Origin of the sequence: Candidatus Nitrosomarinus catalina, assembly GCF_002156965.1 — an archaeon.
Lineage (GTDB): Archaea > Thermoproteota > Nitrososphaeria > Nitrososphaerales > Nitrosopumilaceae > Nitrosopumilus > Nitrosopumilus catalinensis.
The window spans coordinates 130723-146056 of sequence record NZ_CP021324.1 but is presented as its reverse complement, the minus strand read 5'-3'; the positions used below and the strand labels follow the sequence as shown (position 1 = coordinate 146056).

The window sequence follows — 15334 nt, the reverse complement described above, 5'->3', positions numbered from 1 at the left end:
TTAATAATCAAAGGTTTTTAACAAATCTTTTTTAATTTTTTCTATTTTTTCAAGTTGAATTATTGAATTGGGTTGTAAGGTTTGCGCAATTTCCCAAATTAAATTCTCTACCTTTGCAATTTTATTATGTTCTTCTTTAGACATAAGAATAATTTGATAATAGTTAGTTAAAAACTAAATTCTTACAATTTATTTTTTAAATTCAACATTTGGTTGATCTGGTTGCCCTGCAATCGCAATTAATCCACCATCACGCAATTGTTGTAATAATTGCATTACCTCTTTTTCAACTTGATTTCTTTGTAAGCCAGTTTGATTAGCAAAAACTTCTACAAGATCTGTTACTTTACGTTGACCATTACAAGATTTCCAGAAATCAACAATTGCCTGATTTACCATAAATCCTTGTTCATGTTCATTAGCTAATACCATTGAACCATCTTCTTGTTGTACTAATTTTCCAACTCCCTGAGGTAAGGCAGTTTCATAATTAATTGGTGCGGGAGTGTTTAATCCTGCAGCTCCCATTTCTTTAATTTTGAGTTTTCCTTCTTCAGTCATTTTATCCATTGTCCATGCAGGTTCCCATACGATCTCAATATTGACATTATTAACACCTGGAACTTTTTTTGCAAATCTTGTTGCATCTGCAACTAAAGTTTCATGTAAAGGACAACCCTGAGTAGTCATCGTCATTTTGATATCTACATCATTATTTTCTTTAACATCAATTCCATAAATCAGTCCCATTTCTACAATGTTTAAAGGAACTTCAGGATCCATACATTGTTTCAAAGATTCTTCGATTGCGTTAGGAGAGACTGTACTCATATTTTATACTAAAATTTGAAAAACAATAAAAACTTTGTATTAATTAGCTTGGAATAATTTTGTTAGAGATTCTTCAAATGGTGCGGTAGCCACGCCTTTTTCAGTAATAATTCCAGCAATTAATTCAGGAGGAGTCATATCAAATGCAGGATTAATTACTCCAATATCATCAGGAGCAGTTTTTTTATCACCAATTCCAGTAACCTCACTTCCTTTTCTCATTTCAATAATTACATCTTCAGCTTTTGTTTCCATGTCTATTGTGGATAATGGAGCTGCAACATAAAATGGAATCCCATGTTGTTTTGCCATTGTTGCTACCTGATATGTTCCAATTTTATTAAAAACATGACCAGTTTTTACAATTCTATCAGCACCAACTACAACTTTGTTTACCAATCCATTTGCCATTGAGTAGCCAACTGCAGTATCAGGAACTAAACTAACATCAAATCCATCATGTTTTAATTCAAATGCAGTCAATCGCGAACCTTGTTGAATTGGTCTTGTTTCAGTTGCAATTACTTTAACATTTTTTCCACTTTCTCTAGTTGCTCTAATAACACCTAATGCAGTTCCATATGCAACAGTAGCTAATGCACCTGCGTTACAATGAGTCATTATAGTATCATTATCATCAAAAAGTACAGAGCCATTTTTCCCCATTGACTTGTTGATTTCAATATCTTCATCAGCCATTTTTTTAGCAGTAGAAATTACTAATTCACGAATTTGTTCTGCAGTTTCTCCAATTTTTGCAACATTCATAATTTTTTCTAATCCCCAACCCAAATTTACGGCAGTTGGTCTAGTTGCAAAAAGGATTTTTCTTGCATCTTCTAAATCAGATAATAATTGTTCTTTTGTAGTTGCTTTACTTTGTAAAGCTGCTAATCCTAATCCAAATGCACCAGAGACACCAATTGCAGGAGCTCCTCTAACTATCAAAGTCTTAATGGCATTTGCAACTTGATTAAAATCATCATATTCTACAAAAATTAATTCGTTAGGGAGTTTTGTTTGTTCGATCATTATTACTTTATTATTTTTCCATTCTACAGTTCGTAAATCAGTTACATTTTCCATACAATATCAAAAAAATAAGGTTTTTAAAAATCAACTGATAGTATTTTGTAGATAGATATTTTATTGTAGATGTTTAATTAAAATAATTGGATATTTCAACAATTCAAAAATATGATACAAAAAAAATGTATGAAACATATGATTTATGGCCAAAAATGGCAAAAAATGAGTATGAAAAACAAATCGCAGATATAGAGTTTGGAGAAATTTCACATGTAGTTTTTGCAGGAATGGGAGGTTCTGGAGCAATTGGAGATATATTTTCAGCAATTTTATCGAAAACAAATATTCATGTTGATGTTGTAAAAGGGTATTTACTTCCACAAACAGTAAATTCAAAAAGTTTGACTGTAATTACTAGTGTTTCAGGAAATACTGAAGAGAGTTTAATTGTTCTAAAACATGCAATGAAATCATCTTCAAAAATTATTGCATTTTCAGGAGGGGGTAAAATGGAAAAATTTTGTTTTGAAAATAAAATTACTCACAAAAAAATTGAAATGAAACATTCTCCTCGTGCATCATTTCCAGCATTTTTATTTGGAATTATTAAAATTTTACAACCATTTTTATTAATTAAGAATGAAGATGTTGAAAATGCAATAAAAAAATTAACAATACAAAATAAAAAAATTTCATCACTTAATTTAACAAAAGAAAATTCTGCAATATCGTTAGCAAAATGGATCGATAAGAGTCCTTTAATTTATTATCCATGGGGTTTGGAACCTGTTGCCATAAGATTTAAAAATTCCTTACAGGAAAATTCAAAAATTCATGCATCTGCAGAAGATATTATTGAAGCATGTCATAATGGAATTGTTTCATGGAAAAAAGAAACAGAATTTAAGCCAATTTTAATTCAAGGTAAAGATGATTATATCAAGACAAAAGAAAGATGGAAAATTATTGAAGAATTTTTTGATCAAAAAGAAATTGAATATTATAAAATTGAATCAGATTACGGAAATATTTTATCAAAATTAATTAATATGATATACTTTTGTGACTATGTTTCAATTTACAAATCAATATTAGATAAGGTAAATCCAAGTCCAGTAGATGCAATTGATTTTATAAAAAATAGGTTATAAGTGAGAATTGAATATATTTTAAACAAGCCTTAATAAATTTTAGATTTTTAAATGGATGGAAATATAGAAATTCATTGAATATGAAATATTTTACATTTATTATTTCAATTGTATTAGTAACTACATTAATTTCCCCAGTATTTAGTGAGGAAAATCCAGCACAAGAATCAGATTATCAATTAATCCAAAATAAAGATTTTCCAATAGTGAAAGATGCAAATTTTGTAGTTGAAGAATATGTTGAAGGATTAGAATGGCCAACTACAATGACTTTTGTGGGAGAAGATATCATAATTTTAGAAAAAAATTCAGGTAATGTTAGATTAATCAAAAATGGAGTATTACAAGATGAACCAATAAAAAAGTTTAATGTGAGTAATATAGCAGAAAGAGGACTACTAGGAGTTATTTCTTCAGAATCGACAGTGTATTTTTTTCTAACAGAAAAAGATCCCATATCAAATTCAGTAATTGGAAATCGTATCTATAAAGCAAATTGGAGTGGAGAAAAATTAGAAGATTTTTCTTTAATAAAGAATCTACCATTTGGAGATAGAGGTGTTCATAATGCAGGAGTGTTTGCAAAAGGATTAGATAATAAAATTTATGCAATTATTGGAGATGCAGACGAAAAAGGAATATTGCAAAATTTTCATACAGGATTTTCAAATAATACAAGTATAATTTTTGATGTTAATTCAAATGATCCATATTATGCAATTGGAATTAGAAATAGTTTTGGAATAGCCATTGATCCAGTTACTGGAGAATTGTGGGATACTGAAAATAATGATAAAATGTTTGATGAAATAAATTTGGTAGAACATAAATTCAACAGTGGATGGGATCCAATTACGGGACCAGCACAATCTAATGAAATAAAAAAGTTACCGCAGTTTAAAGATTACAAATATAGTGATCCAGAATTTAGTTGGGAACTTACAGTATCTCCAACGGCAATAGCATTCCCTTCAAATTTATTATTTAGTAATTATAAAGAATCAGTTTTTGTAGGTGATTTTTTAAACGGATTTATTTATGAATTCAAATTAAATGAAGATAGAACTGGATTTGTTTTTAAAAATCCACAATTGAAAGACTTTGTTGCAAACGGTGGTGATTCTCTAAATGAAATTACATTTGGAATGGGATTTAGAGGAATTACAGATATTGAATTTGGTCCAGATGGTTTTATGTATATTGTATCAATAATTGATGGAAAAATTTATCGAATTTTACCTAACAATATTATTTTAGATAATATATCAAATAACGATTGTAATGCTGAACCATCACCCAGAATAAATTTATCTGGTTGTAATTTAACAGATCTTGATTTTAGTAATGTAGATCTTGCATTTGCAAATTTATCATCAACATATATTGAAAATGTAAACTTTGACAATTCTAGACTAACAAATGTGGATTTTTCAAATTCAAAAATTAGTAACTCCAAATTTAAAAATACAAATTTAGTTAATGTGAATTTAGATAATACTGAAATTCATGATTCAAACTTTGAAAATGCCGAATTAAGATATAGTAGTTTTATGAATTCTAGTATTCATGATTCAAACTTTGAAAAAACAATTATCAGAGGATCAAACTTTGAAAATATTATAATTAAAAATACAAATTTTAGCCAAAGTACACTTTACCATTCAAATTTAAAAAATTCAATAATATTGGATTCAGATTTAATTGAAGTAGATTTACGCTATTCTAAAGTAAATAATGCAAAATGGTCTCAATTAAATTTATCAAAGACGGATTTTTCACATGCAAAAATGATTTCCATGGAAATAGATGAAAGTAATTTACAAAAAGGGATTATGACGTACGTGGATTTTTCAAATTCAAAAATTTCAAATTCTAACTTTAAAGGAAGTATTCCATATAGTTCAAATTTCACGAATACAGAAATAATGAAAAATACAGTAACAGATTCATGCATTGGTGATAATCTTATAAGTAAAATCTTGAATAAAATGTTAAGAGAAATTAGGGAATATAATTCAGAAATTTTAAATCCAATAGAATTTATTTTTGTTCAATTATGTCAACCATAAAAAATTTTTATTAAATTAAATTAATTTTTTCAATTTCTTGTAATAGATTAGAGATATCTGATTTTGATATGGATTTCGGATTGTTATCTAAATGCTTTCTATCTTGATAAATTATTTCAGATGCAAAATCAGAATTTTCATTTAGATGAATTCTTTCAAAATTTAATTTTTGGATTAATGAGGTAAATCTTTTAAAGAATTTAGAATTATTGAATTTATGAGAAATTAAAGTAGTAAAAGCTAATGCATGACCGTGAGAATAACCTTCATTAGAATAAACATAAGATAAAGCATGTCCCAAAGTTGTAGATGAATTACCAAATCCTAATCCAGAAATCAAAGATCCCAATACAATTTTTTTAGAATTATTTGAATTTAATCCACTCTCCAAAAGATCAAATGCTTTTTCACAAAGAAATTTTGTATAATAATTAGAATTTTTACTATCATATGCTTCAGTACATTGAGCACATGCATCAACAAATGAATTTTTCCGTATTAAATCAGGAGTGTTTTCTAAGAAATGAGAATCAATTATTGCAATATCTGCAAATAATTTATCGTCATGAAAACTTCTTTTCTTACCATCAACTTTTAGAACCGAAATTCTAGTCACTTCACTTCCACTGCCAAAAGTGGTCGGTATCATAATTTTTAATTTATTCATTTTAAATGCACAGTATTTAGCTACATCCATTGAACTACCCCCACCCATTCCAACAACATGAGTAAAATCAGAATTTTGAAATTTTGAAATTATTTCTTTAGTTGTTTCTATAGAAGGATTTGATTCAATATTCTCAAAAATTAATTGATTATTTAATCCGGAATAATCTAACCAACCCCTAGATTTTGCCCCTTTAGAAGTAATGATTAAACATTTCTCAGGAAATGTAAACTCTCGTACCGAGTTCTCTCCAAAAATTATTTTTGAAGGTTGTTTTATACTCCACACATAATTGTGTTAAAAAGATCTGTTATTATAGATTAAATCATCAGTAACATTAGTACGATTCACATGAATGAAGGAGCAAATATTTTACGCACGAAATTAAAGGAGAAACCAATTTTGAAGGTTGCAGGCGCTTTTGATGCAATGTCTGCAAAATTAGTAGAATTAAGTGATTTTGATGCTGTTTGGGCAGGAAGTTTTGCGATTTCTGCAACTCACGCATTACCTGATGCAAGTATTTTGACTATGACTGAATTTCTTTCTACAGCATCCAGTATGGCTGATGCATGTTCAATACCAATAATTGCAGATTGTGATACAGGTTTTGGTGGTCCAAGCAACGTAAGTCATTTAGTGAAAAAATATGAATCAGCAGGAATTGCAGCAATATGTATAGAAGATAAAATTTTTCCAAAACAAAATAGCTTACTTGAAGATGGTAAGCAAGAGTTACTTTCTGAAAAAGATTTTGTTGCAAAAATAATTGCAGGAAAAACAGCAAAAAATAATCCTAACTTCATGATTATTGCTAGAATTGAAGCATTGATATCTGGTCAAGGAATTAAGGAGGCATTAAAGCGTGCAACAGCTTATGAAAATGCAGGTGCAGATGCAATACTAATTCATTCTAAGAAAAATTCTCCAAAAGAGATCTTTGAATTTTGTAATTCTTGGGATGGAAAAATTCCTATAATTGCTATTCCTACAACTTATCCCACTGTTACAATAGATGAACTTCAAAAAAATAAAATCTCTATGGTAATTTATGCAAATCAATCATTAAGAGTAGCACATTGGGCAATGATGGAACATCTAAAACAATTGTCATCTGCAAAAAGTCTTAGTGAAGTTGAAACCAATATGACAACAATGGATAAAATTTTTCATCTTCAAGAAATGTATGAAATTAAAAAACAAGAATCAGACATTGAGCGGGATTTGAAAAAAATGGGTTACATAAATTGAATGAAGAAGAACAACGAAAAATATTTCATTATTTAAAAAATAAAAAAATTGAAAATTTTGTTGGTGTTCCCGATTCTACATTAAAACATTTTATTGATGAATGTTTAAAAAATAATAATTCAATAATTGCAACTAGAGAAGAAGAAGCAATAGGAATTGCAGCTGGAATGAGTCTTTCAAAAAGTAACTCTTTAGTTTTTATGCAAAATGCAGGTTTTGCTAATTCTATTAGTACTATCACTTCCCTCATACAACTTTATGAAATTCCATTAATTTTTTTAATTGGATGGAGAGGATATCTTGCAGATGATGCTCCAGAACATTTGAAAATTGGTAAAATTCAACCTGAATTATTAAAAATTATTGGATTAAAATCACAAGTTTTGACAGAAAAAAACTGGAAAGTTAAGTGTGATTGGGCTTTAAAACAATTAAAAGAAAAAAAGCCATGTGCTCTCATAATCAGGAGAATGTTTCATGATTAGAAAAGAAGCAGTAACAATAATTGGAAAATTCATTGGTAAAAATCCCATTGTGTCAGCAAATGGGTTTATGAGTAGAGATTTATTTGAAACAAATGATAAAGAATCAAATTTTTACATGATTGGTTCAATGGGATTAGCATCTTCAATTGGATTAGGTATTGCATTAAAAAATCCTAAAAAACAAATTTTTGTTTTTGATGGTGATGGAAATATTTTAATGAATTTGGGATCTTTAGTTACAATTGGGAGTTTAAAACCAAAAAATTTGGTACATATAGTATTTGATAACAATAGTCATGAATCTACAGGAAGTCAACCAACAAATTCATCTCAAATAAATTTAGCAAAAATTGCAAAGACTGCAAATTATAAAATTTTTGTAATTCAAACAAAAACTAAATTAATATCAGTTTTAAAAGATATTAAAAAATTACAAGGGCCAATATTTCTTTTGATAAAAATATCTACAAGTAAAGAAAGAAGTAAAAGGGTTTCATGGAATCCTAAAAGTATTAGAGACAGAGTAATAAAATCAATATAGAAAATCATGAAAGCATTAATAATTGCAGCAGGTTATGGTACTAGATTAGGTAACCTTACAAAAAAAATGCCTAAATCATTGATAGACATTAATGGAAAATCAATATTAAAACGACAAATAGAGTTACTTCAATCTAATGGAGTAACAGAAATTATCATAATTACTGGTCCAAATCATGAAAAATTTTTAGAAAAAAAAATAAAATATGTGAAAGATAATTTTTATGAAAATCATGAACAATTAGGTAGTTTGATGGAGGGACGAAATTATTTTAATGATGAATTACTTATTTTATTTTCAGATGTTTTATTTGATAATCAAGTAATATCTAAAATTATTAATTCAGAGAATAATTTTAATATTGCAGTAGATTCAGATTGGGAAAAAAAGTATATTGGAAGAACTGAACATCCAATTTCACAAGCAGATTTAGTATTAATTAAAAATAATTTAGTTTTTAAAATTATGAAAAATCTAACTCCAGTAAATAATTTTAAAATTAGTGAATTTATTGGAATAATTAAATTATCACAAAAAGCATCAAAAGAATTTTTAAAACATTATACAAATTTAGAAAAATCTAAGAATAAAATAGAAATTATTAAAAAATGGTATTTAACAAATATGTTACAGGATTTAATAGATAATAATAATTCCATTACTCCTATAGAAATTAATGGGAATTGGTGTGAAATTGATACAGTTCAAGATTTAGAGCGCGCTAGAAAGTTATTTTCTTAATTATACCATATGTTTTTGTAATTCTAACCACAATATTTCTTCAATTTCCAAATTCGTCCCAACTAAATTTTCTTTCTCATCAGGATCAGATTGTAAATTGTATAATTCTTTAGTATTATCATAGGTATTGTAAATTAATTTCCATTCAGAAGTACGAACAGATTTAGTGTTTGGTTCTTTTGGTGGTTTATTTTCTTTTAATGGATTTCCAGTTTCAGAAAATGCAATTTTTTCTTCATATTTTTCACCCTTAATGAGAGGAATCAAAGACTCACCATCAAGAATTTGAAAATTTGATTTTAAAGGAATTTGTAGTAATTCTAAGATTGTAGGCATGAAATCAACTGTTCTTACTTGATTTGGAACTTCTCGAGAATTTAATTCAGAATTATAAACATAACAAAATGTCTTTAATGTGTAATCATAACAAAATGCACCATAAGCTCGTTCACCAAATTTTTCACCAACACTAATCCCATGATCAGAAAGAACAAGTACAAGGGAATTTTTTAAAAGATTTAAAGATTCTAATTGATTAAATATTTGTTCTAGATATAATTCAGATTCATAAAATAATTTATCATAATTTTTTTTATTATTTTCTTGGTTTTTAAAATATTCACTACTAAAATTATCAAATTTTTTTAAAACAGATTCTGTAATGCCTGAATGAATTTTATCATAATGTAAATACAAGAAAAAATTTTTAGATTTAAACTCTGAAGAAAATTTTTCCAATAATTTTGAATGCCGTAATGTTAAATTTTCATTTTCATCATATACATTAAAAATATCAAATCCTTGTTTAGGAATTACAATTTCACTATGTATATCTGCATGAGTAAAATAATTTTCTTCACTCAAATATTCAGTTAAAGTATGAAATTCTTGTTTTTTAAATTTATAAGTGGACCAATAACTATTTGTTCCTGTTCTACTACCATAACTACCACTAAAAATTGCATGCATTGCTGCAATTGTGTGTGGGCCATAAGTAATACATTGTGACAAGAAAACAGAGTTGTTTTTATTATAAATTTTAGAATGTTTAGCCCTATCAAATCTAGCTCCATCAATTGTAATAATTATTAGATTTTTTTTCAAAATTTCAAATATTTTTTATTTTTCTATCTTAAATGTTATTCTTAATGCTCAGTTTTAGCATCAAACCACATTTGAGTTTCATTAATAGCTCTATGGGCATCATGTTTACTAAGATTAGAAAATTCTCTTTGAGCATCTCCTGTCATACGGCCACCAATTCTAAGAACCATTAATTTTCCAGATCCTCTCATACTATGTTCTACAAATGGTTTAATGTAAACTGAATCATTTGGTAAAATATTTTCTTGATAAATTTTTTCACCTAATTTCCAATTCAAGCGAATAGGGGATTTGCCAATATTATAAAGCCATTGATGTAATCCAACTTTAAGATCCAGAATATCATTTGATTCTTCTAAAATATTAATTTCTAAAGATTTAGAAAATGGAAGGTTGCGAGATTGAGATAATTCTATCATTTCATAAGCTTTAGAATCTGATGGGTAATACCACCGTTTAGAATCAGTAAATGTTTTTGGTAAAATTTTATCTTCAATAATATCTGGAGGTAATAAATCACGAGAGTTGATAGATAATGCTTTAGCAAGATTTTGGATTGTATCAAATCCTGGGACAGGGAAAGTTCCAATTAAAAATTCATTAATTCTTGATTCTTCAATACCGGTTCTATTTGATAATTCTTCAATTGAAATACTTGCAGCATCAATACTAAATTTAAGTATGGATGAAAATGCTTTTTCTATAGTTTCAAAATCTAGGTGATATTGAATGCCTAATTCTGGACCAATAGCAGATAATTCTTGCTGTGTATCTGCAGCAATTTTATTTCCATATGTTAGTGCTAAAATTAATCCATTTTTTTCAGCATTTATTCTAGTTGTAAAAGTATGAGGTCTGAATGGAGTTCCATATACAGAATCTCCAGTCTTTGTGACAAAAACTTTTTTTTGATTATCTTCTCCAATATAATAATAATTTACATCACCGATAAAATAGGTAAATTGATGCATGAAATGTCCTTTATTCCATTGAACTTTTGTGTTTTCAGCATCATTGTTGTCAACATAACAAAGTTCTTCAATCCATTCTGGTCTAAATAATGAAACACTACTCATAGCAGTATCTCGGTATTCATAGTATGGAAATCCACCTCTATCCATAATCCTAGAAGATTGAATAGATTCTTTGGATCTCATTATTTTGACTCCATTAGGACAATCATCGTTAATCAGAAAAAAATCTCTTGGATTAACTGGCCATATACTAATTGCTTTTAAAATTAATTCAAAAGAAATTTCTTTTCTACCTTCAATTATTGCATTAATTTCTTCAATTTCTACACCTAATTCATTAGCTGCATCCTCAGGTCGACGTTTAATATCGTTAAGTAAACTAAGAAAATTATATCCTGATCTTTTTAAATTATTTGAAGAATTTTCCAATAATAAGAAAAGATGATTAGGGCTTAAAAATAGTTATGTTGATAATTAAAAATCTAATTTAATTAAAATTTTTAAATATATCCAAGTTTTCTTAACTCATCTTCAACTTTTTTTGTTTCTAAATCATCAAGATCTTCTAGGTTAGGCATAAAATTATTTTTTTTGATTTTTAAAATTTCTTTCTCCATTTCAAAAATAAGTTTTTCATTTTTTGAAAAAATATTATTCTCCTCAAATGGATCATTAATTAAATCATAAAGATGAACACTTTTTTTAGGATTATCTACTCTTCTAAAATATTTGAATTGTGGAGTTCGAATTCCCAAATGAGGAATAGCATTTTTTTGTACTGTCGAAAAAACAGTACTTTCTAGATAAACTGGAAATTCTGGCAAGATTTTATTGTTTAATAACGGTTTAAGACTTTGGCCATGAATATTGAAATTAATTTTATCAATACCAATAACATCTAAAATAGTAGGAAAAATATCAATACTCCTTACTTGTTGTTCAAGAATTTTTTTTGGTTTGATATCATAACCAAAAAAAAGTAATGGAGTTCTAATTATTTCATCGTAAAGATGACGATTTTTTCCAGTTCTACTGTCAATTGCACGTTTTTCATAATTGGATTTAGTTTTATGTTTTTGAATATTCTTGGTGAGAGTACGTTTTGTTATTGAAATTTTATCATAAATGGGTGAAGGGATTTTATTTCTAATTATAGATTTAGTTCTCAAGATATTTTGATTTGAATTTTTGGTGTCATCGATTGAAGGGATATAGTCACCATGATCAGATGTTATAACAATTAGAGTATTTTTAAGATCTACTAACTGAATCATTTTATTTATCCATGAATAAATTTCTGATATTGCAATATCATATCTTTCAGAATATTTTACATGTTCATATTTTGATGGTAAACTTACAGGTAAATGAAGATCTTCTAAATGAATAAAATAAAACCAGGGATTTTCTAAGCTTATTGATTTTAAAAAACTAATAATTTTTTTTCCTAATCCATCAAATAGACGTAATGAATTTGGATATGATTGATCTGCATTATCAAATAATTTTGAAAAACCTAACTCCGAAACTGATTCTGCCATTGTTGTATAAGCATGATAACCATTTTGTTTTAAAAATTCAATATAGTTAGTTTGTTTAGAATATAATTTTTGATAATTTTGTGCTTTTAATCCTGCATCAAAGGGATAACAACCAGTAAAAATACTCCCAATACCAGTTTGTGTGTAGTCAGAAGAGGAAATATTTTGTTTAAAATACGCACCTTGATCAATTAAGTTTTGAAATGGTGAATGTGTTTTATTAGGAAAAAATTTATCCGCTCGCATAGAATCAATTAAAATAAATAAAATATTGGGTTTAGTCATTTTATCTCTTTTTCATACCAATGAATTTTTTGTAAACTAAATAGTAGGTTCCAATTTTTGTATGGGAGTTTGTTTATCTTCGTCTGCATTTACTGCCATCTCACAATTAGCACAAGCATGAATCTTATAAAAATCCCCTTTTTTCATAACATCTCTAAATTGAGCTAGTTCATTTGATTCCCAAATTTCTTGTAAACTCTGTTTACTTACATCACCAATTATCAGTTCTTGATCATAATCATTACAGCAAGGTGATACCCTACCATCCTCAATTATTGAAAGGCGTGTAAAAGGCTGTTGGCAAACAAATTTTGATTTATATTCTGATGGATAAGTTCTATCTTTACCAATTTCTCTATGTGGATCAACGTATTGTTGAAATCCAACTGCATCTGCAAATTGCAAAAAGAATTTCTTTGCATCAATTAATTCTTGTTCTTCAATGTCTGGAAATTGGATCATACTGACTCTTATCATTGGATTAAGTTGTCCCCTTGCATCTCTTAATTCTTTAAATCTTTTTAAATTTGCAATTACATTATCAAAATCAGATAAAACTCGAATTTTATTATATTTATCCTTATAAGGAGAATCAATTGAAAAGAAAAGTTTGTCCAATCCAGAATCTAATAATAAATTAGCTTTTTCTTCATTTAACAAACCTCCATGCGAATGAAAATGAACATCAATAATTCCTTTTTCTTTTGCATACTTGATCATTTCTAATAGTTTAGGATGAATTAAAGGCTCACATAACAAATTCATATTAATTGAATAGGTACCTAATTCAACAGCTTCATCAATAATTTTTTTAAATAAATTGATATCCATATGCATGACTTTCCTCCAATCATCTTTTTGAACTTTAATTGTTCTTGCACAAAATGTACATTCTAGATTACAAACATTAGAAATTCCTATGTCCAAATGTAGCGGATATTTTTCAATAATTAGTTTGTCTGCATTTTCTACCCATTTTTTTCTGTATTCGAAATACTTTTGAGATTGAGCTTTTTCCCATTTGTAATAATGTTCATTATGAAACTCAGTATATCCTTGAAAAATGTTAGCCTTTGGTTGCATATGGAATCTCATTTGTTATATTATAAATAAATATGTGATTTCTTTTGAATATTGACTCATTAAAGATCTTTTTCAAATAAATTCAATTTCAGAATATAATTATTTTTTTGAAAAATTTTTTGACTACTTTTATTCTCAGGTGCAACTAAAGCTACTAATTTTTTAATTCCTAATGTTTTTGCTTCTTTTTCCAGTAAAAATAATGCAATTGATGCAATTCCTTTATTTTGATATTCTTTATCTACCATTATACTTACATCAGAATCCAAAATTCTTACATATCCTGCATCCTCGTTATTATGAGTAATTATCCATTGATGAAAGTTATTGTTTTTGATTTGATTTTCCATGTATTTGTAGTGCTCATTATGTGAAATTGGTTCATTTTGTTTGTAAAAAAACTTGTATGATGCGTTACGAAGATCTAAAATTAAATCCCAATCTCTTTTTTCCGCTTGACGAAGTTTTATACCCAACAATTTTCCTCTATTTTTTGATTATTTTATTTTTCAGTATTTAATTAATAAAGGATCATTAAATTACCATCAAGTGATAACATAAATATGAAAATTCGAATCTCAAAAAAAATTGTCGGTGAAGATTCTCCAGTTTTTATTATTGCCGAAGCTGGTCTAAATCATAATGGCGATATCAATATTGCTAAAAAATTAATCAATACTGCACAAAAATGTGGTGCTGATGCAATAAAATTTCAAACTTTTAAAACAGAAAATTTTATTGCAAAAAAATCTGATTATTTTAAACTTTTCAAAAAACTTGAGTTAATAGATAGTGAATTTACAGAGTTATCAAAATATGCTAAAAGTAAAAAAATAATTTTTTTATCTACTCCATTTAGCAATGATTCTGTCGATTTACTTTCTAAACTTAATGTGCCTGCATTTAAAATTGCTTCAGGTGATTTAACTAATTTACCATTGATAAAATATGCATCATCCAAAATGAAACCAATGATTATTTCCACAGGAATGTCAAATATGAATGAGATATCTGATGCGCTAAAAACTATCAAATCTACAAAAAATAAAAAAATCATGATAATGCATAGTATTTCTTCATATCCTGCGCCTACAGAGGAAGTAAATCTTTCATCTATTAATCAACTACAAAAAAAATTTCCATATCCAATTGGTTTTTCTGATAATGGGGATAACGAATTAGTTTCATTTGCAGCAGTAGCAAGAGGTGCTAAACTAATTGAAAAACATTTTACTTTAGATAAAAAAATGAGTGGACCAGATCATTCAATCTCTTCCAACCCTAAAGAATTAAAAAATCTAATAACAAACATACGCATTGTTGAAAAATTGATTGGTAGTGGAATTAAATCCTGTCAACCATCAGAAATGAACACCAAAACTCTGGCACGACGTTCTGTTACTGCAAGTATACCAATTCCAAAAGGTGTTAAATTAACACTTGACATGTTATCAATTAAACGTCCGGCCACAGGAATAGAGCCAAAATTTTTTAATAAAATTTTAGGAAAAAAAACAACTCGAAAAATATCAATGGACGAATCAATTAGATGGAAGGATATAAGATAGAGTAATTTCTGTTA

The 15334-nt window shown here is 27.4% G+C and carries 16 protein-coding genes; 7 read left to right on the top strand and 9 right to left on the bottom strand.

All coding sequences use genetic code 11. The features are described 5' to 3' along the window. The 3 genes from NMSP_RS08310 to mtnA are packed head-to-tail and all read right to left on the bottom strand — an operon-like array spanning position 1 to position 1917. The gene (locus tag NMSP_RS08310; protein WP_192866188.1) at positions 1 to 144 is read right to left on the bottom strand and encodes a hypothetical protein; all 144 of its coding nucleotides are present in this window, start codon (positions 142 to 144) and stop codon (positions 1 to 3) included. Between the two features lie 45 nt (positions 145 to 189). Then, positions 190 to 831: a PqqD family peptide modification chaperone gene (locus NMSP_RS00785; protein ID WP_086907020.1), complete on the bottom strand. Its 642-nt coding sequence runs from the start codon at positions 829 to 831 to the stop codon at positions 190 to 192. A gap of 39 nt (positions 832 to 870) precedes the next feature. Next, the gene (mtnA, locus tag NMSP_RS00780; protein WP_086907019.1) at positions 871 to 1917 is read right to left on the bottom strand and encodes an S-methyl-5-thioribose-1-phosphate isomerase; all 1047 of its coding nucleotides are present in this window, start codon (positions 1915 to 1917) and stop codon (positions 871 to 873) included. Positions 1918 to 2003: 86 nt separating this feature from the next. Here mtnA and NMSP_RS00775 point away from each other — a divergent pair, with 86 nt between their 5' ends. Together NMSP_RS00775 and NMSP_RS00770 are read left to right on the top strand one after the other, a co-directional pair. Beyond that, positions 2004 to 3011, top strand: a complete 1008-nt coding sequence (locus tag NMSP_RS00775) for an SIS domain-containing protein (RefSeq protein ID WP_225971293.1) — start codon at positions 2004 to 2006, stop codon at positions 3009 to 3011. Between the two features lie 80 nt (positions 3012 to 3091). After that, complete coding sequence (locus tag NMSP_RS00770; protein WP_086907018.1) at positions 3092 to 5080, top strand: PQQ-dependent sugar dehydrogenase; 1989 nt, start codon at positions 3092 to 3094, stop codon at positions 5078 to 5080. A gap of 10 nt (positions 5081 to 5090) precedes the next feature. Here NMSP_RS00770 and NMSP_RS00765 read toward each other — a convergent pair whose 3' ends face one another. Next, the gene (locus tag NMSP_RS00765) at positions 5091 to 6035 is read right to left on the bottom strand and encodes an iron-containing alcohol dehydrogenase (protein WP_086907017.1); all 945 of its coding nucleotides are present in this window, start codon (positions 6033 to 6035) and stop codon (positions 5091 to 5093) included. 63 nt (positions 6036 to 6098) lie between these two features. Between NMSP_RS00765 and NMSP_RS00760 the strand changes: the two genes are divergently transcribed. The 4 genes from NMSP_RS00760 to NMSP_RS00745 are packed head-to-tail and all read left to right on the top strand — an operon-like array spanning position 6099 to position 8765. After that, entirely contained in the window at positions 6099 to 6998 is a 900-nt protein-coding gene (locus NMSP_RS00760; protein ID WP_086907016.1) for an isocitrate lyase/phosphoenolpyruvate mutase family protein, read from the top strand. After that, positions 6995 to 7483, top strand: a complete 489-nt coding sequence (locus NMSP_RS00755) for a thiamine pyrophosphate-binding protein (protein WP_086907015.1) — start codon at positions 6995 to 6997, stop codon at positions 7481 to 7483. Before NMSP_RS00760 ends, NMSP_RS00755 begins: the two co-directional genes overlap by 4 nt. Next, complete coding sequence (locus NMSP_RS00750; protein WP_086907014.1) at positions 7476 to 8024, top strand: thiamine pyrophosphate-dependent enzyme; 549 nt, start codon at positions 7476 to 7478, stop codon at positions 8022 to 8024. Before NMSP_RS00755 ends, NMSP_RS00750 begins: the two co-directional genes overlap by 8 nt. 6 nt (positions 8025 to 8030) lie before the next feature. Further along, positions 8031 to 8765: a phosphocholine cytidylyltransferase family protein gene (locus NMSP_RS00745; RefSeq protein ID WP_086907013.1), complete on the top strand. Its 735-nt coding sequence runs from the start codon at positions 8031 to 8033 to the stop codon at positions 8763 to 8765. On the opposite strand, the gene NMSP_RS00740 is transcribed toward NMSP_RS00745, so the two are convergent. The 5 genes from NMSP_RS00740 to NMSP_RS00720 form a co-directional block, all read right to left on the bottom strand. Then, entirely contained in the window at positions 8766 to 9869 is a 1104-nt protein-coding gene (locus NMSP_RS00740) for a sulfatase-like hydrolase/transferase (protein ID WP_192866187.1), read from the bottom strand. A gap of 41 nt (positions 9870 to 9910) precedes the next feature. After that, positions 9911 to 11272: a helix-turn-helix domain-containing protein gene (locus tag NMSP_RS00735; RefSeq protein ID WP_086907011.1), complete on the bottom strand. Its 1362-nt coding sequence runs from the start codon at positions 11270 to 11272 to the stop codon at positions 9911 to 9913. 71 nt (positions 11273 to 11343) lie between these two features. Next, a complete protein-coding gene (locus tag NMSP_RS00730) occupies positions 11344 to 12669 on the bottom strand; it encodes a sulfatase family protein (RefSeq protein WP_086907010.1) in 1326 nt (441 codons plus the stop codon). Positions 12670 to 12705: 36 nt separating this feature from the next. Further along, the gene (locus NMSP_RS00725; RefSeq protein WP_192866186.1) at positions 12706 to 13752 is read right to left on the bottom strand and encodes a radical SAM/SPASM domain-containing protein; all 1047 of its coding nucleotides are present in this window, start codon (positions 13750 to 13752) and stop codon (positions 12706 to 12708) included. A 59-nt stretch (positions 13753 to 13811) separates the two neighbouring features. Continuing rightward, on the bottom strand, positions 13812 to 14231 hold the full coding sequence (locus NMSP_RS00720; protein ID WP_086907008.1) for a GNAT family N-acetyltransferase: 420 nt from the start codon (positions 14229 to 14231) through the stop codon (positions 13812 to 13814). A gap of 84 nt (positions 14232 to 14315) precedes the next feature. Between NMSP_RS00720 and NMSP_RS00715 the strand changes: the two genes are divergently transcribed. After that, positions 14316 to 15320: an N-acetylneuraminate synthase family protein gene (locus NMSP_RS00715; RefSeq protein WP_086907007.1), complete on the top strand. Its 1005-nt coding sequence runs from the start codon at positions 14316 to 14318 to the stop codon at positions 15318 to 15320. Positions 15321 to 15334: the final 14 nt, after the last annotated feature.